This is a genomic window from Alteromonas sp. 4NS20-0143 (assembly GCF_057542855.1).
This window is the reverse complement of sequence record NZ_BAAJLR010000009.1, coordinates 29,714-54,693: the sequence shown is the minus strand read 5'-3', so window position 1 is coordinate 54,693 and position 24,980 is coordinate 29,714. Positions and strand designations below refer to the sequence as shown.

The 24,980-nt window shown below is 45.8% G+C and carries 25 protein-coding genes; 17 read left to right on the top strand and 8 right to left on the bottom strand.

Annotated elements, in window-relative coordinates; all coding sequences use genetic code 11:
- The first annotated feature begins 71 nt into the window (after positions 1 to 71).
- From lexA to AC27HD_RS16065, 5 genes are all read left to right on the top strand, one after another.
- Positions 72 to 698: a transcriptional repressor LexA gene (gene lexA / locus AC27HD_RS16085; RefSeq protein ID WP_032095287.1), complete on the top strand. Its 627-nt coding sequence runs from the start codon at positions 72 to 74 to the stop codon at positions 696 to 698.
- Positions 699 to 1,285: 587 nt separating this feature from the next.
- On the top strand, positions 1,286 to 2,449 hold the full coding sequence (coxB, locus tag AC27HD_RS16080) for a cytochrome c oxidase subunit II (protein ID WP_032095288.1): 1,164 nt from the start codon (positions 1,286 to 1,288) through the stop codon (positions 2,447 to 2,449).
- 9 nt (positions 2,450 to 2,458) lie between these two features.
- Positions 2,459 to 4,072: a cytochrome c oxidase subunit I gene (gene ctaD / locus AC27HD_RS16075; protein WP_032095289.1), complete on the top strand. Its 1,614-nt coding sequence runs from the start codon at positions 2,459 to 2,461 to the stop codon at positions 4,070 to 4,072.
- Positions 4,073 to 4,162: 90 nt separating this feature from the next.
- Entirely contained in the window at positions 4,163 to 4,750 is a 588-nt protein-coding gene (locus tag AC27HD_RS16070) for a cytochrome c oxidase assembly protein (protein ID WP_032095290.1), read from the top strand.
- A gap of 21 nt (positions 4,751 to 4,771) precedes the next feature.
- Positions 4,772 to 5,653 (top strand): cytochrome c oxidase subunit 3, encoded by an 882-nt coding sequence (locus AC27HD_RS16065; RefSeq protein WP_032095291.1) that lies wholly within the window; start codon positions 4,772 to 4,774, stop codon positions 5,651 to 5,653.
- Between the two features lie 82 nt (positions 5,654 to 5,735).
- Here AC27HD_RS16065 and AC27HD_RS16060 read toward each other — a convergent pair whose 3' ends face one another.
- Positions 5,736 to 5,945 (bottom strand): DUF2909 domain-containing protein, encoded by a 210-nt coding sequence (locus AC27HD_RS16060; protein ID WP_032095373.1) that lies wholly within the window; start codon positions 5,943 to 5,945, stop codon positions 5,736 to 5,738.
- 45 nt (positions 5,946 to 5,990) lie between these two features.
- Between AC27HD_RS16060 and AC27HD_RS16055 the strand changes: the two genes are divergently transcribed.
- The 6 genes from AC27HD_RS16055 to AC27HD_RS16030 are packed head-to-tail and all read left to right on the top strand — an operon-like array spanning position 5,991 to position 10,539.
- Positions 5,991 to 6,695 (top strand): SURF1 family protein, encoded by a 705-nt coding sequence (locus AC27HD_RS16055; protein ID WP_081926611.1) that lies wholly within the window; start codon positions 5,991 to 5,993, stop codon positions 6,693 to 6,695.
- Positions 6,688 to 7,227, top strand: coding sequence for a hypothetical protein (locus AC27HD_RS16050; RefSeq protein WP_487107096.1), 540 nt, complete (start codon positions 6,688 to 6,690; stop codon positions 7,225 to 7,227). The genes AC27HD_RS16055 and AC27HD_RS16050 overlap by 8 nt, the downstream gene beginning before the upstream one ends.
- Positions 7,228 to 7,232: 5 nt before the next feature.
- Positions 7,233 to 8,393, top strand: coding sequence for a COX15/CtaA family protein (locus AC27HD_RS16045; RefSeq protein WP_487107094.1), 1,161 nt, complete (start codon positions 7,233 to 7,235; stop codon positions 8,391 to 8,393).
- On the top strand, positions 8,386 to 9,303 hold the full coding sequence (gene cyoE, locus AC27HD_RS16040) for a heme o synthase (protein WP_032095294.1): 918 nt from the start codon (positions 8,386 to 8,388) through the stop codon (positions 9,301 to 9,303). The genes AC27HD_RS16045 and cyoE overlap by 8 nt, the downstream gene beginning before the upstream one ends.
- A complete protein-coding gene (locus tag AC27HD_RS16035; protein ID WP_487107092.1) occupies positions 9,300 to 9,947 on the top strand; it encodes an SCO family protein in 648 nt (215 codons plus the stop codon). Before cyoE ends, AC27HD_RS16035 begins: the two co-directional genes overlap by 4 nt.
- A 4-nt stretch (positions 9,948 to 9,951) precedes the next feature.
- The gene (locus AC27HD_RS16030; protein WP_487107090.1) at positions 9,952 to 10,539 is read left to right on the top strand and encodes a GNAT family N-acetyltransferase; all 588 of its coding nucleotides are present in this window, start codon (positions 9,952 to 9,954) and stop codon (positions 10,537 to 10,539) included.
- A gap of 116 nt (positions 10,540 to 10,655) precedes the next feature.
- On the opposite strand, the gene AC27HD_RS16025 is transcribed toward AC27HD_RS16030, so the two are convergent.
- Complete coding sequence (locus AC27HD_RS16025) at positions 10,656 to 11,879, bottom strand: polysaccharide deacetylase family protein (RefSeq protein ID WP_487107088.1); 1,224 nt, start codon at positions 11,877 to 11,879, stop codon at positions 10,656 to 10,658.
- Positions 11,880 to 11,930: 51 nt separating this feature from the next.
- Between AC27HD_RS16025 and AC27HD_RS16020 the strand changes: the two genes are divergently transcribed.
- Entirely contained in the window at positions 11,931 to 13,277 is a 1,347-nt protein-coding gene (locus tag AC27HD_RS16020) for an MATE family efflux transporter (protein ID WP_487107086.1), read from the top strand.
- A gap of 77 nt (positions 13,278 to 13,354) precedes the next feature.
- Here AC27HD_RS16020 and AC27HD_RS16015 read toward each other — a convergent pair whose 3' ends face one another.
- The 3 genes from AC27HD_RS16015 to nfuA form a co-directional block, all read right to left on the bottom strand.
- Positions 13,355 to 13,738 carry a VOC family protein gene (locus AC27HD_RS16015; RefSeq protein ID WP_487107084.1) on the bottom strand — a complete coding sequence of 128 codons (384 nt, stop codon included), beginning with the start codon at positions 13,736 to 13,738 and terminating at the stop codon, positions 13,355 to 13,357.
- Positions 13,739 to 13,915: 177 nt separating this feature from the next.
- Positions 13,916 to 14,611 (bottom strand): aspartate/glutamate racemase family protein, encoded by a 696-nt coding sequence (locus AC27HD_RS16010; RefSeq protein ID WP_032095299.1) that lies wholly within the window; start codon positions 14,609 to 14,611, stop codon positions 13,916 to 13,918.
- 431 nt (positions 14,612 to 15,042) lie between these two features.
- Positions 15,043 to 15,621 carry a Fe-S biogenesis protein NfuA gene (nfuA, locus tag AC27HD_RS16005; protein WP_032095300.1) on the bottom strand — a complete coding sequence of 193 codons (579 nt, stop codon included), beginning with the start codon at positions 15,619 to 15,621 and terminating at the stop codon, positions 15,043 to 15,045.
- 161 nt (positions 15,622 to 15,782) lie between these two features.
- On the opposite strand from nfuA, the gene AC27HD_RS16000 reads away from it, so the two are divergent.
- Positions 15,783 to 18,425, top strand: coding sequence for a M14 family metallopeptidase (locus tag AC27HD_RS16000; RefSeq protein ID WP_487107081.1), 2,643 nt, complete (start codon positions 15,783 to 15,785; stop codon positions 18,423 to 18,425).
- Positions 18,426 to 18,536: 111 nt separating this feature from the next.
- Here the strand turns inward: AC27HD_RS16000 and AC27HD_RS15995 are convergent, their stop codons facing one another.
- Positions 18,537 to 19,235, bottom strand: a complete 699-nt coding sequence (locus AC27HD_RS15995; protein WP_032095302.1) for a ComF family protein — start codon at positions 19,233 to 19,235, stop codon at positions 18,537 to 18,539.
- A gap of 150 nt (positions 19,236 to 19,385) precedes the next feature.
- Between AC27HD_RS15995 and bioH the strand changes: the two genes are divergently transcribed.
- The 3 genes from bioH to AC27HD_RS15980 all read left to right on the top strand — a co-directional run bounded on the left by bioH (position 19,386) and on the right by AC27HD_RS15980 (position 21,768).
- On the top strand, positions 19,386 to 20,210 hold the full coding sequence (gene bioH / locus AC27HD_RS15990; RefSeq protein WP_032095303.1) for a pimeloyl-ACP methyl ester esterase BioH: 825 nt from the start codon (positions 19,386 to 19,388) through the stop codon (positions 20,208 to 20,210).
- A gap of 153 nt (positions 20,211 to 20,363) precedes the next feature.
- Complete coding sequence (locus tag AC27HD_RS15985) at positions 20,364 to 20,669, top strand: hypothetical protein (RefSeq protein ID WP_032095304.1); 306 nt, start codon at positions 20,364 to 20,366, stop codon at positions 20,667 to 20,669.
- 10 nt (positions 20,670 to 20,679) lie between these two features.
- Positions 20,680 to 21,768 (top strand): putative metalloprotease CJM1_0395 family protein, encoded by a 1,089-nt coding sequence (locus tag AC27HD_RS15980; protein ID WP_487107078.1) that lies wholly within the window; start codon positions 20,680 to 20,682, stop codon positions 21,766 to 21,768.
- Between the two features lie 70 nt (positions 21,769 to 21,838).
- On the opposite strand, the gene AC27HD_RS15975 is transcribed toward AC27HD_RS15980, so the two are convergent.
- Positions 21,839 to 24,205: a Tex family protein gene (locus AC27HD_RS15975; protein ID WP_487107076.1), complete on the bottom strand. Its 2,367-nt coding sequence runs from the start codon at positions 24,203 to 24,205 to the stop codon at positions 21,839 to 21,841.
- A 2-nt stretch (positions 24,206 to 24,207) separates the two neighbouring features.
- Between AC27HD_RS15975 and AC27HD_RS15970 the strand changes: the two genes are divergently transcribed.
- Positions 24,208 to 24,351, top strand: coding sequence for a hypothetical protein (locus AC27HD_RS15970; RefSeq protein WP_160173348.1), 144 nt, complete (start codon positions 24,208 to 24,210; stop codon positions 24,349 to 24,351).
- 25 nt (positions 24,352 to 24,376) lie between these two features.
- On the opposite strand, the gene greB is transcribed toward AC27HD_RS15970, so the two are convergent.
- Positions 24,377 to 24,862: a transcription elongation factor GreB gene (greB, locus tag AC27HD_RS15965; protein WP_032095307.1), complete on the bottom strand. Its 486-nt coding sequence runs from the start codon at positions 24,860 to 24,862 to the stop codon at positions 24,377 to 24,379.
- Positions 24,863 to 24,980: the final 118 nt, after the last annotated feature.

Genomic DNA, 24,980 nt, shown 5'->3' with positions numbered 1-24,980 from the left:
GCGTGTCTGCGCTTGTCATTTATGTTTAGGTGTATATACTTACAGGAACTGTATAGACAGACAGGTCTTTTATGCGCCCACTCACAGCTCGACAAACTGAAGTTTTAGAACTTATAAAATCAAACATGCAAGAAACGGGAATGCCGCCTACGCGTGCAGAAATAGCCCGTCACCTAGGTTTTAGGTCTGCTAATGCTGCTGAAGAACATCTTAAGGCACTTGCGCGTAAAGGCGTTATTGAAATTTTGCCAGGAACGTCTCGCGGTATCAAACTGACTGTTCCTATTGAAGAAGAAGTGGTTGAAGAGGAAGGATTACCGTTAATTGGTAGAGTCGCCGCTGGTGAACCTATTCTTGCTCAAGAACACGTAGAGTCGCACTATAAAGTGGATCCTGCTCTATTCCAGCCTCACGCAGACTTTTTGCTTCGCGTAAACGGTATGAGTATGAAAGACATTGGTATACTCGATGGCGACTTACTAGCAGTACATCGCACTACCGATGTACATAACGGCCAAGTTGTAGTAGCAAGGGTTGACGAAGACGTGACGGTGAAGCGCTTAGAAAGACGCGGTAGAGAAGTATTACTTCATGCTGAAAACGATGAGTTTTCGCCTATTAAAGTCGACTTGGCAAACGAGCCGTTTGCCATTGAAGGTATTGCCGTTGGCGTTATTCGAAACGCCGACTGGATGTAGCCTTTTATGACGTTATTATGAAAGCGGCTCAATAGCCGCTTTTTTTTGCACTTAAGTTTGTTGATATGCTTAATAAAACCACTATTAGCTAAGACTTTCAGTGCTTATAAATATCATTAATACACTTCTATATCTGATAAAAATCCACGCACGCTTTCTATCTAATATTAGTAAGATATTACATATTATATTGCCTTGACTTTGTGTGAAATTTGTTCAATTTTTCACGGTTAATGATTGATTTTTAGAAACTAAATGTTGTTTTCCGTTACTAGAGAATTAGTGTAGTTTTCACTGCAAATAACCTGACTATCCCCTGATTTACCTCGCTTTACACTGCATCACAAAACCCACTGCTCAAACTGCGTTAGATTAAATTTTAACTGTCTCATTAAATTTTTAACAGAAAAGACTAGACGGAACGCCATTATTGCGCAATTCTTATACAAGCTTTAACAAAATAATAACAATGACTTTGAATTCAATTTACAAATCGATGTATTGAGTTAATCGTTCACAAACCACTTGGTAGAGACTGCGCATAACAACATTTGGCGTTAATGGTTCTACCATTACGGAGGTGCTGAGTGAAATCACTAAAGACCGCAACTGCAAAATGGTGTGCAAGTGTACCATTTTTGTTTTTTTCTCAATTCCTTTTTGCGCAAGAGGCGGCTGAAGAATTGTCTTCGCTTAACCTTAGACGGGGCGCTACCGATATAAGTGGCCAGGTGTACGACCTGCACATGCTTATGTTCTTTATTTGTGTAGCCATCGCTGTAGTTGTGTTTGGCGTTATGTTTGCCTCCATGTACCTGCACAGAAAATCCCGTGGCGCAAAGCCTGCGAATTTCCACGAAAATGTGAAAGTGGAAATTGCATGGACAGTGGTTCCATTCCTCATCCTAATCTTTATGGCCGTGCCTGCAGCTAATACGCTTATTGCCATGGAAGATACATCTGAAGCTGACATGACCGTGCTAGTCACAGGGTCGCAGTGGAAATGGCACTACAAGTATATGGACAGCGACGTTGAGTATTACTCCTTACTTGCTACTCAGCGCGAACAAATTCAAAACAAATTCACAAAAACCGACAATTATTTATTAGAAGTCGATCGTCCTCTGGTTATACCCACAGGGCAGAAGGTGCGGTTTTTGATCACGTCAGATGATGTTATTCACTCGTGGTGGGTACCTGATTTTGCCGTTAAAAAAGATGCTAACCCTGGCTTCATCAACGAAGCATGGGCAAAGGTGAATGAGCCTGGCGTATATCGAGGCCAGTGTGCAGAGCTGTGCGGTAAAGATCATGGGTATATGCCAATAGTGGTTATTGCAAAAGAGCCAGCGGAATTTGACGCATGGATGGGCGGGCAAGAAGAGCGCGTCCGCCAAGCAAAAGAAGAAGAACAACGTCTATTATCAATGAATATGTCGATGGATGAACTGATGACAGAGGGCGAGCGTGTATACAACGCAACATGCGCGGCGTGTCATATGCCAAATGGCGAAGGTTTACCGGGCGTTTTCCCTGCGCTTAAAGGCAGTAAGATGGCATTGGAAGATCAGCAAGGGCACATTGAAATAGTGCTTCATGGTAAGGCCGGAACGGCGATGCAGTCGTTCAGCAAAATGCTAAGCCTAAAAGAAATTGCAGCGGTTGTTACTTATGAGCGAAATGCATGGGGTAATAACACCGGCGACATGGTTCAGGCTAAAGATGTCAACGCCGCAGCATCAGGAAACTAGGAGCGAGTTATGAGTAAAGCAACTGAAGTAATTTCGCCAGATACCTCTGTGCATCACGATGAGCATGAGCACCACGACCATATACCTAAGGGCATTACGCGGTGGCTGTTTACAACGAATCACAAAGATATAGGTACATTGTACCTATGGTTTGCCTTCATCATGTTTTTGGTGGGCGGCGCCATGGCAATGGTTATCCGTGCGGAGCTTTTCCAACCCGGACTGCAAATTGTCGAACCAAACTTCTTTAACCAGATGACCACGGTTCACGGACTAATCATGGTATTTGGTGCCGTAATGCCGGCGTTCACAGGTTTGGCTAACTGGCTAATACCAATGATGATAGGCGCGCCAGACATGGCGCTCCCCAGAATGAACAACTGGAGTTTTTGGATCCTGCCTGGGGCGTTCTTAATTCTACTTAGCTCGTTATTCATGGAAGGTGGCGGTCCGGCATTTGGTTGGACTTTCTATGCTCCGCTATCAACAACGTACAGTGGTGATTCTACCGCGCTGTTTGTGTTCTCTGTTCATATCATGGGTATCTCTTCAATAATGGGAGCGATAAACGTTATCGTCACCATATTTAATATGCGTGCCCCAGGTATGACGTGGATGAAAATGCCTTTGTTCGTATGGACATGGTTGATTACTGCGTTCTTGCTTATCGCCGTTATGCCTGTACTAGCCGGTGCGGTGACAATGGTTCTGACGGACAAGTTTTTTGGTACGAGCTTCTTCGATGCCGCCGGTGGCGGAGACCCGGTTATGTTCCAGCATATTTTCTGGTTCTTCGGTCATCCGGAAGTGTACATAATGATATTGCCCGCATTTGGTATTATTTCTCAAATTGTGCCAACGTTTTCTCGAAAACCGCTGTTTGGTTACGCCTCTATGGTATACGCAACGGCTTCGATTGCACTGCTGTCTTTCGTAGTGTGGGCTCACCATATGTTTACAACGGGTATGCCGGTGTACATGGAAATGTTCTTTATGTTCGCCACCATGCTTATCTCTGTGCCGACGGGGGTGAAAGTATTCAACTGGGTAGCCACGATGTGGCGAGGCTCGCTGACATTTGAAATGCCAATGATGTTCGCCATTGCGTTTATTGTGCTATTCACTATTGGCGGCTTATCGGGCCTCATGCTGGCGATAACACCTGTTGATTTCCAATACCATGACACTTACTTCGTGGTTGCGCATTTCCATTATGTCTTGGTTACTGGCGCGGTCTTTTCCATTATGGCGGCGGTGTACTACTGGCTGCCGAAGTGGACGGGCAAGATGTACAACACCACGTTGGCGAAATGGCATTTCTGGTGCTCGTTAGTATCGGTAAATGTGCTGTTTTTCCCCATGCACTTTGTTGGATTGGCAGGTATGCCACGCCGAATCCCAGACTATGCACTTCAGTTTGCCGACTTTAATAAGTGGATCAGCCTAGGCGGTTTTGCCTTCGGTTTATCACAACTTATTTTCTTAGCACTATTGATTAAAGCGTGTAAGAAGCAAGGTGAGCCAGTATCGGCCCAGGTGTGGGACGGTGCAGAAGGACTCGAGTGGGAAATACCTTCTCCAGCCCCTTACCACACATTTGAAACACCCCCACTAGTGAAGTAAGTGAGTATTGGGCTTAGTGGTGCAAGGGGGCGACATGTTTTACTCCCCTTGCCCACCAAGTGATTCAGGTCTCAAACGGAGGCAAAGTGTATGACGCAAGCAAGTGCAAACAATAAAATGGTCGTGAAATTAATCGCCATTGTTATTGGTATGTTTGGATTCGGCTTTGCTTTAGTACCACTTTACGATGTGTTTTGTGATATTGCAGGCATCAACGGGAAAACAGAGGGAACCGCGGCGGTTTATCAATCGGTAGAGATTGATGAAAGCAGAGAAATTACCGTTGAGTTTATCACTCGCACGAACACCGGAATGCCGTGGGAGTTTCGAGCAGAAACTAAGCGAATCAAAGTACACCCAGGCGAATTGAACACAGTGTCTTTTTACGTTCGCAATCCAGCGTCAAGCAATATCATTGCTCAGGCAATACCGTCGGTATCGCCTGGCACTGCCGCTATTTATCTTAACAAAACAGAATGCTTTTGCTTTAACCAACAGCCTTTGCAGGCTGGAGCAGAAGCCTATATGCCTATGCAGTTTTACGTAGATCCACAGCTTCCAGAAGAAATAACGTTTTTTACATTGCAGTACACACTCTATGACGTCACCGCGAGAGCAAGTGACCTAACAACTAAACCGAATCCTTTTATGGAACCGTCCGCACAAAGCGGCGAATAGCCCGTTAAGGATAAGGAGATAATGATGCAGCAAGAATATCAAAAATATTATGTACCCGCGCAAAGTCCGTGGCCCATTGTAGGAGCGATTGCACTGTTTTTAATTGCAGTCGGGGCCGGTAACTTTGTGGTTGAAGCAACGAAGGGCGAAAGCGGTTACGGCAGCTATATACTGCTTGCCGGTATTGTCGTTTTACTTGTCATGCTGGTGGGATGGTTTAAGAACCAAATTGACGAATCGATGGCGGGCTTGTACAGCGACCAGTTAGGTCGTTCATATCGACAGGGAATGAGTTGGTTCATCTTCTCTGAAGTGATGTTTTTTGGCGCATTTTTTGGTGCGTTGTATTACGCCCGATTTATTGCAGTACCTTGGCTTGGCGGTGATTCTAACAACGCCATGACCAATGAAGTACTGTGGCCTGGGTTTGAAGCTATGTGGCCATTGGTAAGCACACCTGGCGGCATATCTACCCAAGAAATGAGCCCAGGTGGCCTGCCTACCATTAATACCATTATTCTGCTTATCTCATCGGTAACGCTGCACTTTGCACACGTGGGGCTAGAGCAGAACAAGCGCAAGCAACTTACCGTTATGCTGGGTATTACCATTTTGCTTGGCTGCGGGTTCTTGTTTCTACAGGTTGAAGAATATATCCATGCCTACCGCGACCTAGGGTTAACCCTGCAATCGGGCATTTACGGCAACACCTTCTTTATGCTCACCGGGTTTCACGGCATGCACGTTACCCTTGGCACCATTATTCTTATTGTGATGTTTTTTAGAGTATTGAAAGGTCATTTTACGCCTAAAGAGCACTTTGCCTTCCAAGCGGGAAGTTGGTATTGGCACTTCGTTGATGTGGTGTGGGTAATGTTGTTCATTTTCGTTTACGTGCTGTAGGAGGGATTGAGCGCTGCAGCGCCTTAACGTGTATGCCTATGGAAATGGCAACGATAATGAAAACGAAAGAAAGCGCCAAACCTCAGTAAGGCCGGGGGTTTGGCGAAATGACTCCGGTACTAATGGCAATTAGTATTAGCACAACAATGATGACAGAGGTGAAAACCCGTCGACCTATATATTTGCTCATTGGCCCGTCTTTCGGATCGTTTTTCATCATCACGCGCATGGCCATGAAAAGATTAACAATCATAAACAGTACCAGAGCGACAAGAATTATTTTTATTAACATAACCATCTCTTCTTTTATTATTTGTTTTGGTTGGAGCTGTTAAACATGTCACAACGTTCACAGTTTTTAATTCCCTGGTTACTCACCGCACTTAGTGTTGCGGCGATGTGCGGCCTTGGATTTTGGCAACTGGAACGCATGGTGGAAAAACAGCAACGTTTAGCTAGCATAGCGCAAAAGCAAAGCAATGAAAGCCTCTCGTTAATTGATGCCCTATCACAAGAAGACCCTAGAGATATCTCCATTAACTTTGTGGGAACGCCAGACAGTACGCGCCCCCTATTGCTTGATAATCAAATTCACGAACAGCAGGTTGGCTTCGATGTATTCGCCCCTGTGTCAACGAATGCGGGTTGGATTTTGGTGAATTATGGTTGGGTAGCAGCCCCTGACCTTCAGCGCACTATTCCTGAAGTAAACTTGCCTAACGGTAACAAGGAATTTGAGGGGGTCATCACCGTACCCGGCAGTAACCCCCTTATCACAGAAACGAATGTTAATTTTTCTCAGTTTCCCGCACTTATTCAACAGGTAGCATTTGCGTCGTTAAGTCAGAGTTTAAACATCAAACTTCTTCCTTACGTTGTAGAGCTTACTTCACAAGACTCGGCTTTTGTTCGCGATTATAAGCCGGTAGTTATGCCTCCAGAAAAACACTTAGGGTATGCGGTGCAATGGTTCGGTTTAGCCATTGCAGCAGCTGCAATAGGTGGGTTTGCAATCAGTAAAAAAGGACGTATTCATGAGTAATACAACATCCAAAAAAACACTAATAATTATGGTCGCTGTATTTGTGCTCCCCGTGGTGTTAGCAAAACTCGCCCTAGAAAACGATTGGTTTAACAAAGCCTCAACGAATAAGGGCGCACTGCTTGAACCCACTATCAATTTAACGACCTTGCTAGAAGGCAGTTTACCCACGTGGCGGCTTTTGTACGTCATGCCCGCGCAGTGCGATTCGCGCTGTGAAAATGCACTTTTCAGTATTAATCAAGTGTGGCTAGCGCTCGGCAAAGAGTCTGACCGCGCCCAAGCATTAGTGTTGGCTACACCAACGAGTGACGCTAACGCACTGGCTTCTCTTGTGGATTATCCCAACGTTGCCACGCTGTCGGTAGATGATATCGCGCAACTCGCGTCTCAAAGTGTGTACGTGGTAGATACGCTTAATAACGCCATGCTTTTTTATCAAATTAGCGACGACAAAGAAGAAGCGGTGATGGAAAGTCGCAATATGTTAGCCGATATCAAAAAACTGCTTAAATTGTCTCGCATAGGGTGATAGTTATGAAAAAGCTCACGTTATTCAGTCTCTTTTTAGCCGCAGTCGTCATTATTTTTGGGGCATACACTCGCCTTACCGACGCTGGTTTGGGCTGTCCAGATTGGCCCGGCTGTTACGGCAATCTGACGGTGCCCCTGAGTGATGATAAAGTGAATGCGGCGAATGCCGCTTACCCAGAAAGGCCGGTAGAAGCCTTCAAGGCATGGAACGAAATGATACACCGTTATTTTGCCGGCACCTTAGGTTTGTGCATTGCCGCCATTGCGTTTATCGCTTTTAGGCAGCGCAAGCAAGGCACCCCTTTTAAACTGCCTTTACTGCTGTTGGGGCTTGTTACCTTTCAAGCTGCACTCGGTATGTGGACAGTCACTCTTAATTTGTTGCCAGTGGTTGTTATGGGCCACTTATTAGGCGGTTTCAGCGTTCTTTCCTGTTTGTTTCTTTTGTATTTACGACTGCGAGAAGCCGACACTAGCAGCAACTCAGTGTCACAAAGCTCAGTTTCACAAGAGCCAGTTTCTAAGGACTCAGCTGAGCCAGTCGCATCGCCTTCAGTGGCCGGCCTTTCACGGATGAAAACTTTCGCATTGTTTGGTGTGGGTGTGCTTGTGATTCAAATTGCACTTGGAGGTTGGACATCAGCGAACTACGCCGCATTGGCGTGCACTGATATGCCTGTTTGTGAAGAAGGCTGGCAAAGTCGACTTGATTTTGCAGGCGCATTCAGTGTTCCAGAAGCAGAGAACTATGAGTTTGGCGCACATGATTACGGTGAGCGAGCAACGATGCACATAGTTCATCGGGCCGGAGCACTGATTACCTTTTCGTATCTACTAGCCCTAGGGCTCACACTCTTTTTCAAACAGGGTGCTTCTCTGCAGCTAAAGCGCGTTAGCGTGATAATGATTGGCTGCCTGTTTGCGCAAGTTGCTTTAGGGGTTAGCAATGTGGTGTTCGCTTTGCCATTAGCCGTGGCGGTATTACACAACGCGTTTGCCGCTATATTGCTTTTGTCCCTACTGTGGATAGTTTTTTCACTGATTAAACACACGTCAGCTGCACCTACTTATGATTCGTCAGTGAATGCAGCTCGTCATACAACGTTATCGTCTCACGCTTTACCACAAGCCCTATCTAAGGCCACAGGAGGTCTTCATGGCTAAATCAGCCTCTCTTCAATCTCGAGTCACCCGCCCACACAATGCTGTATCGTGGAAAGATTATTATGAAATGACAAAACCGAATGTGGTGATGTTACTGCTACTTACTGCGCTAGTGGGGATGTGCTTAGCAACGCCTACGTGGGTAGATGCGCTTACCCTAGTCAGTGGTTTAGCCGGCATTGGAATGCTGTCTGCTTCGGCAGCGGTAATTAACCATGTTGTCGACCATAAAATAGATAGCGTAATGGCGCGCACCTTTAATCGGCCGGTGGCAAAAGGAAAGGTAAGTATCAACAATGCCCTGTGGTTTGCCGGTACGTTAGGGGCGGTAGGCTTTGTGGTATTGGCGGTTTTTGTCAACATGTTGACGGCGTGGCTAACCCTCGCCAGTTTAGTGGGTTATGCCTTCGTGTATACCATGTACTTAAAGCGGGCAACGCCGCAAAATATTGTTATTGGTGGGCTGGCTGGAGCTGCACCACCACTTCTTGGCTGGACCGCAGTAACGGGTGAAATTCATGCACACGCACTGCTCTTAGTGCTTATTATATTCACATGGACACCGCCGCACTTTTGGGCGCTGGCTATTCATCGAGAAAAGGACTATGCCAAAGCAAAAGTGCCTATGCTACCCGTAACCCACGGTGTAGATTTCACTAAAACGTCAGTGTTGCTGTATACCGTTTTACTAGGATTGGTGTGCCTACTGCCCTACTTAACTGGCATGAGCGATATGATTTATCTTGTTGGTTCTAGTGCATTAAATCTAGGCTTTTTGCTTTACGCGATTAAGTTAAAGTTTGCCGCTGATGATCAAACGGCGATGAAAACTTTTAGGTTCTCAATCATTCATCTCATGGTATTGTTTGTGGTATTGCTACTTGACCATTACATACCAGTGAGTTTATGAATCAAAAGTTTATTGTTGGTGTTGTTGCATTTGTTGCTCTTATAGGTGGTGTTATTGGTGCGCTTTATATAGCACCGCCTAGTACTGACAATGGTGAAACACCGTCTTATTTCCAGGCATATCCGCAACCACGAGCGGTTGCACCCTTTACGCTTTTACATCACACCGGCGAGGCGTTCACTGAGCAATCATTAAAAGAGCAGTGGAGCTTAGTTTTTGTGGGCTATACCTTTTGCCCCGATATTTGCCCTACGACCATGGCTGAGTTAAACGGAATTTACCCGCAGCTGCAGCAGATAGAAAGCACCCATCCTGTGCGTGTGGTGTTTGTCTCAATTGACCCTAAAAGAGACTCTTTAGATAGACTTTCTGAGTATGTAGGCTATTTTAATAAAGAGTTCATTGCGGTTACAGGTGAGCATAAGTCGTTATTTCCGTTAGTCAGAAACCTTGGCATGATGTACGCCATTTCTGAAAGTACAGATAACCCCAATTACCTCGTAGACCACAGCGCTTCAATTGTACTTATCGATCCTAAAGGGCGTGCTGTAGGACGGTTTAAACCCACAAGAGAGCCGGGCAAACTATCGATAAGCGATCCTCAGCAAATTCTGGCTGATATGCCAATTATTATTGCGAAGTAGTCATATGGAAATCAATATAAGACCGGGCGTTGCATCTGACGCTCCATTTGCGACACCGTTAATTTTAAGTGCCGCGGAGTCACTGTTAAACGCTATTTTTGGACATGCTAAAGACAAAACGGCGTTGGGTTATTTAGCCCATGCATGGCAGCTCGGTGGCGGGCAGTACGGATTTGAAAACCATTGGGTGGCAGAAAAAGGCAATCAAATTTTAGGCTTAGTCACGGCGTGGCATAGTAAGCTTGGCACTGCATTTGATAGAGCTACCCTAGACAGTATAACGTCGTACTTTACCCTAGATGAAGCGATTACCGCTGTAATGCGAAATCAAACAGTGGCAGTGAATCTAACCCCTCCTAGCAATACCGAATTAATGATTGGTCACTTGGCTGTGTCAGATGGCGGCAAGCGCCAAGGTATTGGCCGTTCATTAGTTAACGCTATGCAAGCAAAAGCAACTGAACTACAAAAACGTCACATTGTGTTAGACGTAGAAGTATCGAATATCGCTGCTATCCGGTTTTATCAATCTTTAGGCTTTAGTGAAGAAGCTATTAACAAAGGGTTCATTCGGTTTTATCGAAGCGTATAACACGCGCTTTTATAAGCGAGATATTAATCACACTAGTTGATGCAAAGAGAGCCTTTTTAAAGGCTCTCACTGTTTTAAGCAATTGCAAGTCAGTGCGCTTTTTATCAGTGTGCTTATTAATCAGGGTAGCGGCCATTATCATTTGCCAAGAAAAACGGCATAGAATACCAATAGAAACGACCTGCCATGCTCTTCGACGGTGCGGTACAGTTTACTCTTGAGCGGCCAACGGGCAGCGTGCTCTCTATGGCAAAGCTTACCTTTTCTCCATCCACATGCGTTTTTATATTCTTACCAGAGTAGAAGCAGTTCACTTGGTTTAGGCTAACATCTTCTTTATCTACGGTGAGTGTTATCGTGTCAGATAGGGTATTACTGCGCACTCGTGGCTCAGCATGGGTAGTGTGTACCACCGGCATAGCAAGACTGTTTAACTTGGTTTTTAAGGTTTTGAGGTTTGCGTAAGGGCCCGCCGCTGGGAAGCGAGGTAAGGCAAGAAGATTACTGGTTTCACCTACGGCACCAGAGTGTTGGCCAAAGCCCACATAGCCGTTTTCTTCAAGCTTTGCTGCCAGCGCTAAATTATATTCTCCAAATGGATAGGCAAGGTATTTAAGGCTGACCCCCAGCTCACTGTCTATTTTCTTTTCTGCAGCTTCAACATTCTCAAACACACGCTCAAGCCAGTTCTCATCGGTAAACTCATAATTAAGCATGTGCAGGTGATCTAGGGTGTGATTTGCAAAAATAACGCCTTCATCCTGCATCCTCTTAACTTCTTCCCAAGTAAGCTGTTGCGGTGCTACGCCAATTTCATTTGGATTAATAAATACCGTGTAGGAGAAGCCTAATTTCTTCAGAATTGGGTGAGCATTTTCTAAAATATTGGCATAACCATCGTCAAAGGTAATAGCCACAGCATCTTTTGGCAGTGGCTTACCTTCTACAATGGCATTAACAATGTCGGTAAGGGGCAACACCGTGTGATTGTTGGCTATGTACTCCATGTGCGACGTGAAAGTATCCGGTGTCACACTGGTGCTCGAGGGCGTTTGTGTGGAAACATGATGATAGAGCAATATGGCCGCATTGGTCATTTGAGTTGACGAGGCTGCTTTCTCAGGCGTTTTGTCTTTTGTGAAGCTGCCCTTTGAGAAACTGTCTTTTATAGCGCTAGTGCTTTGCTCTGTCTTAGTTTCAGATGCTGTAGAGTCAGTGGGTAAATGGGCAGATGCAAAGACGCAGTGAAATGACAGCAGCGTGAAAAGTGCAATGCAGGCACGCAGACCACCGAGTGCTGTGAATGAGGATTTACGCTCTCTGTTCAGCGTTATTAGCATGGTACACTTCTCCTTATTGAACCTAATTTCAGTCTATGTTTGAGAGCCTTGATGTCAATTGCCACCAAACAGCCAAAACCGTTATGGTTTGATCATACACGTTTGCTTGCGCTTGCGCTGCCCATGATCTTGGCCAATATTACCACACCGCTTCTTGGTTTAGTCGATACCGCGGTACTCGGTCATATGCAAATACCTGCAATGCTAGCAGGGGCATCTATCGGTGCGCTTATTCTTACTCAAATTTACTGGGTTTGTGGCTTTTTACGTATGTCTTCCACAGGCTTAAGTGCACAAGCGAAAGGAAGCGAAGCCCCTAAAGTGGAGTCTGCCAAAGTACTGTGGCAGACCATTGCTTTTTCTTGCATCCTCGGTCTTATTATTTTGCTACTACAGCAGCCCATACTGCATGCTGGCTTAGCGTTAACTCAGCCAAATGACAGCGTGGCTAGCTACCTAAATGCGTATTTTAGTACTCGGGTTTGGGGCGCTCCTGCAGCCATGCTTAATTTAGTGTTAATAGGCTGGCTGGTGGGGCAGCAAAAAACCAAGCAGGTAATGATTATTCAAATAATCGGTAATTTGCTTAATGCTGGATTAGATATCGCTTTTGTTTACGGGCTTGGCTTTTCTGTGGACGGTGTCGCCCTTGCAAGTGTCATTGCTGAGTACAGCATGATGGCGATGGCACTTTATCTTGCCCTTAATCAAGTGAAGGGCGTGCATATCGCGCGAGCGTGGTTCAACCGCGCGGCGCGCAGAGTGTTAATGAAGCTCAATGGGGATATGTTAATTCGCAATTTGGCATTACAAGGCTGCTTAGCATTTTTAACTATTCAAGGGGCGCGGTATGGCGAAACATCAGCCGCCGTTAACGCTATTTTAATGCAGTTCTTCGTACTGATTGCGTTAGGGCTAGATGGCATCGCCTACGGTGTTGAAGCTCTTATCGGCGAGGCAAAAGGGGCGAAAGACGCTGATGAAATTAAGCGAAGAACCTATCAAGGGCTATTTTGGTCTTCATTGTTTGCCATTGCCTATAGCGTGGTTTTCTATGCTTTTGGCGACGGGATTATCCGTTTGCTTACTGAACATGGCGACATCGTTGACGCTGCGCTACCCTACCTCCCTCTAATGGTGCTACTGCCCATATTGGCTCACTGGTGCTTTTTATTTGACGGCGTATTTGTGGGGCTAACAAGAGCATCGTCCATGCGCAATGCTATGGTCATTAGTGCACTTGGCGTGTATTTTCCAATATGGTTTTTTACTCAGCAAGCGGGCAATACAAGTTTGTGGTACGCACTTATTGCCTTTCTGTTTGCAAGAGGCATAACGTTAGGGGCAAGCTTTTATCGATTAGCAGCTAACGACGCACTGTGTAAAAGTGATTCATAGTCTAGCATTGAATAGGATTTGCGGCGTAAGGATAAGCGCAGTAAGCGCATGCTCACTGCGCCTAAGTCATTAGCGCGCTACTTTTTAATGATATGGGTGGCGCAAAGTTTGTTACCCGTCGGATCACGCAAGTAAGCAAGGTATAGCTGGCGGTCGTCATTACCACGTATGCCCGGTGGGTCTTCACACACCACGCCACCGTTTTCGCTACCTACCTTAAACCATTCATCAACTAATTCTGGCGAGTTCGCTGCTAAGCCTATTGTTGAGCCGTTGCCGTGAGTCGCTTCTTCGCCATTAATGGGCTTTGTCAGTGCTAATATCCCTTTTGGCGTGAAATAAAATAAGCGACCGTGCTCATCATAAACGCCGGCGTCATAACCAAAAACGGCTAACGTGGCATCGTAAAACTTTTTAGATGCGTCTAGGTCGTTTGCACCTATCATTAAATGGCTAAACATGGTGTATCCTTTTTTATTATCAAAAATTAAGCGATGAGCAGCTAAGCTATCTGAAAGCCGTTTATCGAAATAAATTTATCGAAACTAAGCTATCAGAAACTAATCTATCAAAGCTAAGGCTGTTAAAACTAAAAGCCCCCAATAACAGGGTTATTACAGTATTATTCTAGAGCACGTCTATACATCAACGGCAAAGTCGACGGCTGCCTCAGCGTGTATTGCAGTTGTATCGTAAAGGCGAATTGCGGTGTGATTTTGTTGTACTAGCAATGCAATTTCAGTACAGCCAAGAATTACGCCCTCTGCGCCTTCAGACGCAAGTCCGTCGATAATGTTAATATACGCTTTACGAGATTCAGTGCAAATCACGCCCTTGCATAATTGTGCATAAATGACGTTGTGAATAATGTCTCGCTCATGTGGCGGTGGAACAACCACATCAATACCAAAATTCGTTCTTAAGCGTTCGGTATAAAAAGTCTGTTCCATGGTGAATTTTGTGCCAAGCAAACCTACCTTTTTCACGCTATCGTTAACGAGCACTTCGCCAGTTGCGTCTACAATATGTAATAAAGGAATGGATAGGTTGCTTGCCACTTCATCAGCGACTTTGTGCATTGTATTGGTACAAATGACAATGGCGTCTGCGCCAGCAGTAGTTAGCGCCTTAGCTTCAGCGTGCAGCAATGTCGCCATTTCAGGCCATGCCTGAGCGCGTTGCAAACGCTCTATCTCAGCAAAGTCTACACTGCTAAGCAGAATTTTAGCACTGTGAAAGCCGCCTAGTTTTTCGTTTACAGCGCGGTTTATCATCTGATAATAGCTCACTGTCGATTCCCAGCTCATGCCGCCAATAAGGCCTAACTTTTTCATTGTTTAATATTTAAATGTGAACGGGTAGTTATTAAGTACATTGCAACGTACTGCAAAGCAATGCAAGTGCCAAGAATGCAAGCGCGAAGCCCCTATGATAAGGAAAGTAAGAGAGAAGAGGTAGACAAGGGAAATGAGAAAGATGAGGGGAAGTTCGATACTTAAGTCTGCAAAGCCCTAACCCTCAGGTGGCCGTTTTGCATTTTTTAAAGAAGCAAAGCGCTGCAAAAAAATGCCCATATAACCCCACATAGAATAAGCAAAGCCACATAGCAATACCACTAGAGAAACATAGTGAAGGACAATATGGATATCACTGATGGAAAAAAGAAGCACAACGCCAGCAACGAAAATAGCGAGACCTATTTTAAATCGCTGCCAGCTTGTGTGAATATCTGGTGTGGGTATCAAGTGTTACACCTGCGCCAGATTTAGTAGTAAGAGTGCTCGCCAGCTTCGTGCTCTGTGGCATCGCGTACGCCATTTAACTCACCAGCGAATTGTTCAAGCATTTGCTTTTCAATGCCGTCTTTCAACGTAACATCTACCATTGAGCAACCGTTGCATCCACCGCCAAATTGAAGAATAGCGAAGCCATCATCAGTAATTTCTGTCAGTACAACCTGTCCGCCGTGATTGGCTAACTGAGGATTGATTTCTGACTCAATCATGTAATTAATACGCTCAACAAGAGGCGCGTCATCGGCCACTTTTCTCGCCTTGGCGTTAGGTGCCTTCAACGTAAGCTGTGAGCCCATTTGATCGGTTACATAATCAATTTCAGCTTCTTCAAGATACGGCGCACTGTCTTCGTCAACAACGGCGTCAAAACCATTAAACTCTAGCTTAGTGTCAGTGTCCTCTACGGCATCTGGCGGGCAATAAGACACGCCACATTCAGCCGACGAGGTGCCTGGGTTTACGACGAATACACGAATATTCGTGCCAGACTCTTGTTTACTCAGCAGTTTTGCGAAGTGAGACTGGGCTTCTTCTGATATAGTTATCATCGGCAAGTCCTATAGTATTCAAAAAGTGTTCAAAATTTGGTGCATTGTACCAAATTTACCTGACTAAAACAGTCAAGTATTAATTAAAAATTTAGAACATGTTGATATTTAAAACCTTACTTTCAACATGCCATTATGAAACAACAAGACGGGGAAGCGCTATGCTAGCGAATCTGTATAACACCGCCAAAAAAACACACCTTCGACGGATAACCGCGCTATTGATAGGCTCGCTTGTGTGCATGTCTGCAAGCGCATCAACAATTACCATCGAGCCTGATAAAGGCGGAATGCCTGTACAGGCCTATTTACCTAAAACGGTAACTTACGACCCCGCCATTCCTACACCTGAGTCGGTTTTAGGGGCTCATCTTGGCGAGTGGCATGTACGTCATGATCAGTTGGTCAATTACATGTACATGCTGGCACAAAAATCTGACCGTATAACCATTGAGGAAACCGGACGTACCCACGAAAACCGCCCTCTTTTGCTTCTCACCATTACTGCGCCGTCAAATCGCGACAACCTTGATGCCATGCGAGATGCACACATCAAAGTGTTAGATAAAGGAAATTCTCCCTCAAGCGATGCCCCCCTTGTTTTCTACATGGGCTACAGCATTCATGGAAACGAGCCATCAGGTGCGAATGCATCTCTTGCCCTCGCTTATTATCTTGCAGCGGGTCAAGGTGAAGAAATCGACGAGTTGTTAAATAACAATATTGTGCTGCTCGACCCGTCTTTCAACCCCGACGGACTGTCTCGTTTTGCTCAGTGGGCAAATATGCATAAGGGCAAACAGCTAGTTGCCGACAGTAATCATAGAGAGCACGACGAGGGCTGGCCTTCAGGCAGGACAAATCACTATTGGTTCGACTTAAACCGCGATTGGCTACTTTTGGCGCATCCGGAATCTCAAGCGCGAATTAAGCAATTTCACAAGTGGCGTCCCCACGTATTAACCGACTTCCATGAAATGGGAACCGACAGTACCTATTTCTTCCAACCCGGTGTACGCTCGCGCAAAAATCCGCTTACTCCTGACGAAAACGTGACGCTTACTGAAGCCATTGCAGAACATCATGCGGCGGCATTTGATGCCAAAGGACAGCTTTATTTTACCGAAGAAGCATTCGATGATTTTTATGCGGGGAAAGGCTCTACGTACCCAGACTTACATGGCAGCATTGGGATCCTTTTTGAGCAAGCGAGTTCGCGCGGTCACCTGCAGTCTTCTATTAACGGCGATCTGGCCTTCAGCGATACTATCGAAAATCAAATTACTACGTCGCTAAGTACGTTTAGAGGCGCAATCGCCAATAAAGCGGCCATACTTGATTACCAAGCGGGCTTTGTAAATAGCACAAAGGCGTTGGCAAAAGATGATGACACTTTCGGTTTTGTTGTAAGTGCATCAAACGATAGTGCGCGCTTTTTAGCGTTTACTAACCTATTAGACCAACACGGTATCACCTATGATGTGATGACCAAAAACGCCACTATTAACGATGTGAGTTATAAAGCCAACAACGCTATTTTCGTACCGACGGCGCAGTCTCAATACCGCTTAGTAAAATCGATTTTTTCAACACAAACATCCTTTGAGAACAATACGTTTTACGATGTGTCTACATGGAACTTAGCGCTTGCGTTTAACCTTGATTATTCCCCAGTAGGAAAGAGTGATATGCGCGGGACAAAGCGCACAACTGCTGCACAATACGACGGAAGCTTAGCGGCATTAGCGCTTCCTGAGATAAACGGCGACGCCTATGCTTACGCATTTTCATGGCAGCCGTATTTTTCCCCAGCGTTACTACAATCTCTTCTAGAAGCAGGCGTTCAGGTGAGAAGCTCGGAGAAGAGTTTTGCAGCCGTGAAGTTTGACAACAGCGTGGTAGAGTTTCCGGCGGGCAGTATTGTTGTACCTACAGGCCTTGAGCAGCCTGCCAATATCGCAGCGATTATCGAGAGAGTATCGCAGCAAATGCAGGTGCCGGTGCATAGCTTAAAAAGCGGTTTAACACCTACAGGTAGTGACTTAGGCAGCCGCAGTATGGCGCCCATTAAAGAGCCGCGGGTTATTATTGTGGGCGGTGAAGGCACTCGTGAATACGATGTGGGTGAAATTTGGCATTATTTCGACACCAAAATTGGACTGTCAGCGAGTATTGTAGAGCAACAAAACTTGCTAAACGCATTGCGCGATAACAGCGTTACCTATACGCACATTATCTTCCCTAACGGTCGCTACGACTTTTCTGAAACACAAGGTCTAGAATTGAAGCGTTGGGTAGAGGCCGGTGGTGTTGCCATAGGTCAAAAGTCTGCGTTACGTTACTTTGCTGATAACAACTGGTTAGATATTGACGTTGTAAACCGCGATGTTGTGGATAATGCATATGATGAAAGCAGCCTTGCATACGGTGATGGTTCGGCGCTTTATGCTAAAAAGCTGATTGCCGGCGCAATTTACGAGGCCGATATTGATACCACTCATCCACTGTTTTACGGATACAGCAACGACACGCTGCCGCTATTTAAAACGAGCAACATGATAGTGAAAAATGAGTATTCACCGTTTACCACTCCGGCGCGTTACACCAAAGGCCCGCTAATGGCAGGGTTCAGTGATACAGCCATGGTTGCGCTATTAGCCGAAACGCCAGCGGTTATTGCAGAGAAGCTAGGACGCGGTGTTGTCATAGGGTTTACCGATAACACTCAGTTTAGAGGCTATTGGTATGGCACTAACAAGATGTTAGCAAATGCCATTTATCAGTCTCACTTCATCCGCCAATAGCGCTTAAGTGAGCAGTTAAATAAGCCGTTAAAATAAGCGGTTAAAAGAGCAATTTAAGACGTGGCGGGGTTAGCTTTTGTTAACGCCGTCATGTCTTTACAAATACCAGTCCTATGCGAACTGGTATAAGGTGCTTTTGGGCGGAGGGGTAAATGTCATCGCCCACACCTGAATCTTTACGTCAGGGAAGCGCTGTAGCAATAATTTGCTAAGTACGTCTACCGTTACGCCGGTTGTTACCACATCATCTACTATCGCAACAACAAACTCACTACTTTTGCTTGGTACAAACGTATTAATAGCACGTTGCGTTAATGCAAAAGCGTGTTCAGCATTCTTTTTCCTTTGTAATTTTGATAGCTGGTGCTGAGTGCTTGAACCTGTTCTTATGGCCCACTGATGCAGGCACGGAATACCTAAGCCCTTACCTATAAAATCGGCCATAACGCCGGCTTGATTGTAATGACGCTTAGCCAGTCGCCAAGCACTGATAGGTACTGGAAGGAGCAAATCAGGCACTGAAAGTGTGCAGTGTTGCTTTTTATCGACAAACCACTGACTTAACATCTTGCCTGCGACGAGAGAATGCATAAACTTAAACTGGTGAATTAAGGATGACATAGGCCACGTGTAAAGACCGAGAATGGACAATGAATGGTAGTGTCTATGGGTTACGTGGCGTCCCACTGGGCCAAATTCTAAAAGGTTGTTTCCGTGTATTTCCTCGTTGAAAAAAAAGAGGTCAGATTCACACCATTGACACACTGGCGTAGGACTTGCCTGATAACATAGTAGGCATGAAAGGTTCATCGAAGACTCCGCCAGTTTTTAAACGTATTTTGTTCAATGTGCTTTTTACTAAAGCGCTATTTATTAAAGTGCTATTCACCGTAAAAGGTTGGCCTTTTTCTATATTGTCTTTTTTCGCTCACGACACGACTCACGAACAAGAGGTGTAAAATGGAAAGTTTGCAGACAAACGACGCGCTTGTCACCCGTACTCATGGTACTGATCTCAACGATTCGAGAGTGGACCTAGTACTTCTTCACGGCTGGGGAATGAACAGCGGTGCTTTTTCTTCCTTTATTCCTTATTTGCAAGATCACTTTCGTGTTACCACCATCGACTTACCTGGCTTTGGTGAAAATGCACATCATCTTCCTGAGCCTTACACCGTAGAGGCCTTGGCGAATATGATTAGCGCACAACTGCCTAAGCATTGCGTACTCGCAGGCTGGTCTCTAGGTGGCTTGGTCGCGCAAAAAATAGCCATTGATGCACCGCAAAAATTATCTGGTCTTATTACAATAGCGTCAACGCCCCGCTTCAGTGCCGGACCTTGTTGGCCAGGCATTGCAGAAGACTTACTCACCATGTTTGAAGCCCAATTGGAAAAGAACTACAGGAAAACGTTAGAGCGTTTTCTTGCTATTCAGGCGATGGGAAGTGCGACGGCTAAAAACGATATTAAGACAATAAGAGAGCATGTTACCGAGTATCCTGAGCCAGCAGAAGAAGCATTGAAGCGCGGGCTTGGCATTCTTGCAAAAGAGGATTTGCGACAGATTGTTGGTCGTATATCGGTTCCAACACTGCGATTATATGGCCGGTTAGATAGCCTTGTTCCCACTGCGGGAATAGACCGGATTTGTGAGCTGCACCCTCAGGCCGATACTGTGGTGTTGCCCCATGCCTCCCATGCGCCGTTTATCTCACATCCACAGCAAACTGCTGACATATTAACGAGCTTCGCGGCCAATTTACAGCAGCAGAGGGCGTCGTAGTCGTTATCAAATTCGCGCTTGAGCCGCTTTAGGTAAAAGCGGCCGTACAAAAATTTACTACAGGTACAGAGACTTAGTGCGAAAGCCCCCGTGAGTACTTTATCTTTTCCTCTTATTGGTTAATAATTGCGCATGAGAGGTTAGGAGAAGTATATGTCTGATGTAAGTGGCGTCACACTCAATTCTGCGTTTTTTGCAGGACAATCCGGTTTGCAGCGTGCCAGCGATGGTATGACTCAGGCTGCGTCCAATATCGCCCAACAGACTGCAGGTCGCCAGCAAGAAGTAGGCGGTACATCACAGAGCGGCTCTTTAGCGAATTCATCACAAAAAGCGCCCGCTAATATTACCTCCGACCTTATCTCGCTCAACGTCAACAGTCTCAATGCACAAGCATCGGCAAAAGTACTTGATGTGGCAAATGATACGCTTGGCACCATTATCGATACATTAGCGTAGGGACACACCAGTGAATTTTGTAGCGCCTATTCTTACCGCTATAGCGTATCCCACTGCGAATACGAACACTGAGTCTGCCCGTCGAGATAACGTTCAGCGCGAAACCATTCCAAAAACCGGCGATGCAGAGCAAGGTGCGTCGCAAAAAGGCTTGGGTTCAGAGGCTGATAAGGCACGTAGCCCAGGTTTACCTCAACCTCCTGTCACCTACGACCGTCCACAAATTCAGACAGACCTTCAAGCTGCGTTTCAAAATGTGTTTGGTCAAGAAAAAGACAACGCGCAAGATGAAAGTGCGGGCAAAGAAGGCGCTGAGCAAGAACAAAGAAACCAGCAACAATCTGCACAGCCTGTACTAACGGAAGAAGACAAGCAGGAAATTGAGGATCTCAAAGCCAGAGACCAAGAAGTGCGTACCCACGAGCAAGCGCACGCTGCTACTGGCGGACAATATGCGGGTTCACCTCAGTACGAATATACGACCGGCCCAGACAATAAGCGTTATGTTACCGGCGGAGAGGTATCAATAGATATCTCAGAAGAGCCATCTGCCGAACAAACGTTGCGTAAAATGCAGCAAGTACGAGCAGCAGCATTAGCGCCAGCACAGCCTTCTTCTCAAGACTTGAAAGTCGCGGCGGAAGCTGCGCAAAAAGCGTTTGATGCCCGCAACGACATAGCAAAAGAAAACCGAGACACGTTACAGTCTAGTGGCGACGTTAGCGCTGCAGAGGGTGTTAATTCTGTCACAGGTTTTAGTGCCAATGGCGGTGTGAGTGAATCAGAGCCTAGCTCTCAAGGTATTAGCGCTCAAGGTATTGGCGCGTTAAACCCTAGCGAAATCACTATTCCCGCTATAGATGTGGCTCCACCGAGTATTGACGAAATTACAGATAGCGCAGGGGTGGATACCCCTACCAGACGTTTAGATGAAGCTAATTTTGCGTCTCAAGCACAGGCGTCTCAAGCACAGGCGTCAGACGTTAAGTCGTTAGAGTCAGAAGAGAGCAGCGCCATGCAGGCACGCATAGGTCGCATTCAAAATCTCTACACTCAAGCTTACACACCATCCCGTGAAGGTCTTTCACTGCAAGCTTAATAGTTATCATAAAAAAAAGGGGCTTAGCGTTTTCGCTAAGCCCCTTTTTTACGTTACAGAATGTGCTTACTTACTTTTTCGCTTTCGCAAGTGCATCAGCAAAGGCGTTGCCCATTGCACTATTTTGCTGAGGCTTAGCATTGCGGTTTTGTCCGCCTCGCTGATTGCCCTTATGCGCATTTTGATTTGAACGTGGCCCTTTATCCTGCTTTGAGCGGCTGTCTCTGGCGTTATTAGCATCGCCGCCGTTAGCATTGTCGCGAGACTGGTTGGGTGTATCTTCAAGACGCATGGTAAAGGAAATGCGTTTGCGCGCTACGTCCACTTCCATCACCTTCACTTTTACAATGTCACCTGCTTTAACCACCTCGCGAGGGTCTGAGATAAACTTGTTGGTCAGCGCCGAAATATGCACTAGACCATCTTGGTGAACACCCACATCCACAAAAGCGCCAAAATTGGCTACATTACTCACCACGCCTTCAAGGATCATTCCCGGCTCTAAGTCGGTAATTTTTTCTACGCCTTCTTTAAATGAAGCCGTTTTAAATTCTGGACGAGGGTCGCGGCCTGGTTTTTCAAGCTCTTTAAATATGTCTTTAACGGTAGGAATACCAAAATCGTCATTAGTGAACGTCTCGGGCGATAAGCTTTTCAGCAATTCAGTATTGCCAATAATATCGTTTACCGCCACTGCTGCCGTATCCACAATTTTGTCTACCACAGGATACGCTTCAGGGTGCACTGAAGAAGCATCTAGCGGGTTACTTCCGTTGACAATGCGCAAAAAACCAGCGGCTTGTTCATAGGCTTTAGGGCCTAGGCGTTCAACGTCTAACAAGGCTTTACGGTTTGAAAATGCGCCCTTGCTGTCCCTAAGCTTCACAATATTGTGAGCCAGTGTCTTATTTAACCCCGACACATAACTAAGCAAGGCGGGTGATGCTGTATTTAAATCAACACCAACTGCATTCACACAATCTTCTATAACACGGTCTAGTGACTTTCCAAGCTGACTTTGACTGACATCATGCTGGTATTGGCCTACACCAATCGCTTTAGGCTCAATTTTTACCAGCTCGGCTAACGGGTCTTGTAACCGGCGAGCAATAGAGACCGCACCGCGTATAGAAACATCGAGGGTGGGCAGTTCTTTTGAAGCCAGTTCTGATGCTGAGTACACAGATGCACCGGCTTCGCTAACCATGATTTTTTGTGCGCTAAGGTCTGGGTTGTTTTTCAACACCTCACCAACCAGCTTGTCTGTCTCTCGCGAACCGGTTCCGTTGCCAATACTGATCAAGTCCACTTTGTACTGTTTGCACAAGGTGGTTAGCGTGCGGCTTGATTTATCCCACTGATTTTGCGGCGCATGAGGGAATATCGTATTCGACGCTAATACTTTTCCAGTGCTATCTACAATAGCTACCTTTACCCCAGTGCGTAAGCCTGGATCCAGCCCCATTGTGGTTTTAGCACCCGCTGGTGCGGCCATTAACAGGTCGTTGAGGTTTTTGGCAAATACATCAATCGCCTCTTTTTCAGCGCGCTCTCTAAGGGCACTGAAAAGTTCGGTTTCCATATGAAGACCAATTTTTATCTTCCACGTCCACTGCACCACTTGCGCAAGAAAATCGTCGGCGGAACGTCCGCGATGGGTAATGGCGTAGTGTGAAGCAATAATATGCTCGCAATGAGACGGCCCTTTTTCATCTTGCTGTGGGTCTGCATCTATCTGAATGTGCAGTAAGCCTTCGTTACGGCCCCTGAACATAGCAAGCGCACGGTGTGAGGGCACCCCTTTGTATTTTTCGCTATGAGAAAAATAATCTTTATATTTTGCGGCATCTTTTTCTTTACCCGGCGCAAGAGTGCTTTTAAGGTGCGCGTTTTCGGTTAGGTAAAGACGGATTTTGCCAAGTAGCGCGGCGTCTTCAGCAAAGCGCTCCATCAGGATAAAGCGAGCGCCTTCTAAAGCCGCTTTGGTGTCGGCAACGCCTTTTTCTGCATCCACATACTGGTTTGCTGCTTCTTCGATGTTGGTGTCGGGCTTGTTAAATAACAAATCAGCTAATGGCGATAAGCCTGCTTCAATCGCAATCTGCCCTTTGGTGCGACGGCGAGGTTTAAACGGCAGGTATAAGTCTTCAAGGGTGGTTTTGCTATCGGCATTGCCAATATTGGCTTTTAACTCGTCGGTAAGTTTACCTTGCTCATCTATCGAGCGAAGGATCACGTCGCGGCGCTCTTCAAGTTCGCGCAAATAGGTGAGTCGCTGTTCTAAATTTCTCAATTGCGTATCGTCGAGCCCTTCTGTGGCCTCTTTTCTGTAACGAGAAATAAAAGGAACAGTCGCCCCCCCATCGAGAAGTTTTACTGCTGCGTTGACTTGCGACGCTTGTACTGAAAGTTCTTCAGCAATTTTATTGATAATCATATATGGCCCAAAATACTATTGATGCGCTTTTGACAAAAGCGAGAAACCTGCACGAACCTGATGTTCGTGGTGCAGTGTTTGTACTGGAAATAATAACGGCGAGTATAGCATCGCCATTTGGCAAAAGTCGTCTGATCATCCGCTAGTTAACGGTGTGTGCTTGACGTAACACTATATTTTATCTGTGGGGTCGTACCAAATTCTGTTTATCCACCATTCCTTTATATCGGTTTCGGTTTTTACTACGAACTCATCGTCCTCTTCTTTTCCTACAAGTGCTCTTGCCATAGGGGAATCAATAGAAATGTAGTCTTTACGACCGAAAATTTCGTCGTAACCAGCGAGTCTTAGCTCTAGTACTTCGCCGGCTTCGTTCTCTATCTCTACCCAGGCCCCAAAGAACACTTTACCCTCTTGCTGTGGGTCATAATCCACCACTTTTAGGTTTTCTAAGCATTTTCGTAAGTAACGAACACGGCGATCTATCTCGCGCAGCTTCTTCTTGTTGTACTGATAATCAGCATTTTCACTGCGATCGCCAAGGCTAGCCGCCCACGTGACTTTGCGGGTTATTTCAGGCCTTTCCTCACGCCATAAAACTTCAAGCTCGTTCCTGAGTTTTGTGTAGCCTTTTCGAGTGATAAGTGGAGTCTTCACAATACCCTATAAATGAATGGTCAGTGTTTCTCTACTGTATGTGGGTAATAACAAAAAACGCAATCCCTTATTTTTATGAAAGAGCCATAACAAATAAGCCGTAGCCAAAAAGTCATAG

Bases quoted from the DNA above. Each gene is read 5' to 3' on its own strand.
- AC27HD_RS16050 (WP_487107096.1), top strand. From the start codon at position 6,688: ATGAGTAATACAACATCCAAAAAAACACTAATAATTATGGTCGCTGTA.
- lexA (WP_032095287.1), top strand. From the start codon at position 72: ATGCGCCCACTCACAGCTCGACAAACTGAAGTTTTAGAACTTATAAAA.
- AC27HD_RS16045 (WP_487107094.1), top strand. From the start codon at position 7,233: ATGAAAAAGCTCACGTTATTCAGTCTCTTTTTAGCCGCAGTCGTCATT.
- AC27HD_RS15975 (WP_487107076.1), bottom strand. From the start codon at position 24,205: ATGATTATCAATAAAATTGCTGAAGAACTTTCAGTACAAGCGTCGCAA.
- AC27HD_RS15995 (WP_032095302.1), bottom strand. From the start codon at position 19,235: ATGAACCTTTCATGCCTACTATGTTATCAGGCAAGTCCTACGCCAGTG.
- ctaD (WP_032095289.1), top strand. From the start codon at position 2,459: ATGAGTAAAGCAACTGAAGTAATTTCGCCAGATACCTCTGTGCATCAC.
- AC27HD_RS16020 (WP_487107086.1), top strand. From the start codon at position 11,931: ATGTCAATTGCCACCAAACAGCCAAAACCGTTATGGTTTGATCATACA.
- AC27HD_RS15970 (WP_160173348.1), top strand. From the start codon at position 24,208: ATGGCCCAAAATACTATTGATGCGCTTTTGACAAAAGCGAGAAACCTG.
- AC27HD_RS16015 (WP_487107084.1), bottom strand. From the start codon at position 13,738: ATGTTTAGCCATTTAATGATAGGTGCAAACGACCTAGACGCATCTAAA.
- AC27HD_RS16000 (WP_487107081.1), top strand. From the start codon at position 15,783: ATGCTAGCGAATCTGTATAACACCGCCAAAAAAACACACCTTCGACGG.
- AC27HD_RS16065 (WP_032095291.1), top strand. From the start codon at position 4,772: ATGATGCAGCAAGAATATCAAAAATATTATGTACCCGCGCAAAGTCCG.
- cyoE (WP_032095294.1), top strand. From the start codon at position 8,386: ATGGCTAAATCAGCCTCTCTTCAATCTCGAGTCACCCGCCCACACAAT.
- AC27HD_RS16055 (WP_081926611.1), top strand. From the start codon at position 5,991: ATGTCACAACGTTCACAGTTTTTAATTCCCTGGTTACTCACCGCACTT.
- nfuA (WP_032095300.1), bottom strand. From the start codon at position 15,621: ATGATAACTATATCAGAAGAAGCCCAGTCTCACTTCGCAAAACTGCTG.
- bioH (WP_032095303.1), top strand. From the start codon at position 19,386: ATGGAAAGTTTGCAGACAAACGACGCGCTTGTCACCCGTACTCATGGT.
- AC27HD_RS16010 (WP_032095299.1), bottom strand. From the start codon at position 14,611: ATGAAAAAGTTAGGCCTTATTGGCGGCATGAGCTGGGAATCGACAGTG.
- AC27HD_RS16030 (WP_487107090.1), top strand. From the start codon at position 9,952: ATGGAAATCAATATAAGACCGGGCGTTGCATCTGACGCTCCATTTGCG.
- AC27HD_RS16035 (WP_487107092.1), top strand. From the start codon at position 9,300: ATGAATCAAAAGTTTATTGTTGGTGTTGTTGCATTTGTTGCTCTTATA.
- AC27HD_RS16070 (WP_032095290.1), top strand. From the start codon at position 4,163: ATGACGCAAGCAAGTGCAAACAATAAAATGGTCGTGAAATTAATCGCC.
- AC27HD_RS16025 (WP_487107088.1), bottom strand. From the start codon at position 11,879: ATGCTAATAACGCTGAACAGAGAGCGTAAATCCTCATTCACAGCACTC.
- AC27HD_RS16060 (WP_032095373.1), bottom strand. From the start codon at position 5,945: ATGTTAATAAAAATAATTCTTGTCGCTCTGGTACTGTTTATGATTGTT.
- AC27HD_RS15985 (WP_032095304.1), top strand. From the start codon at position 20,364: ATGTCTGATGTAAGTGGCGTCACACTCAATTCTGCGTTTTTTGCAGGA.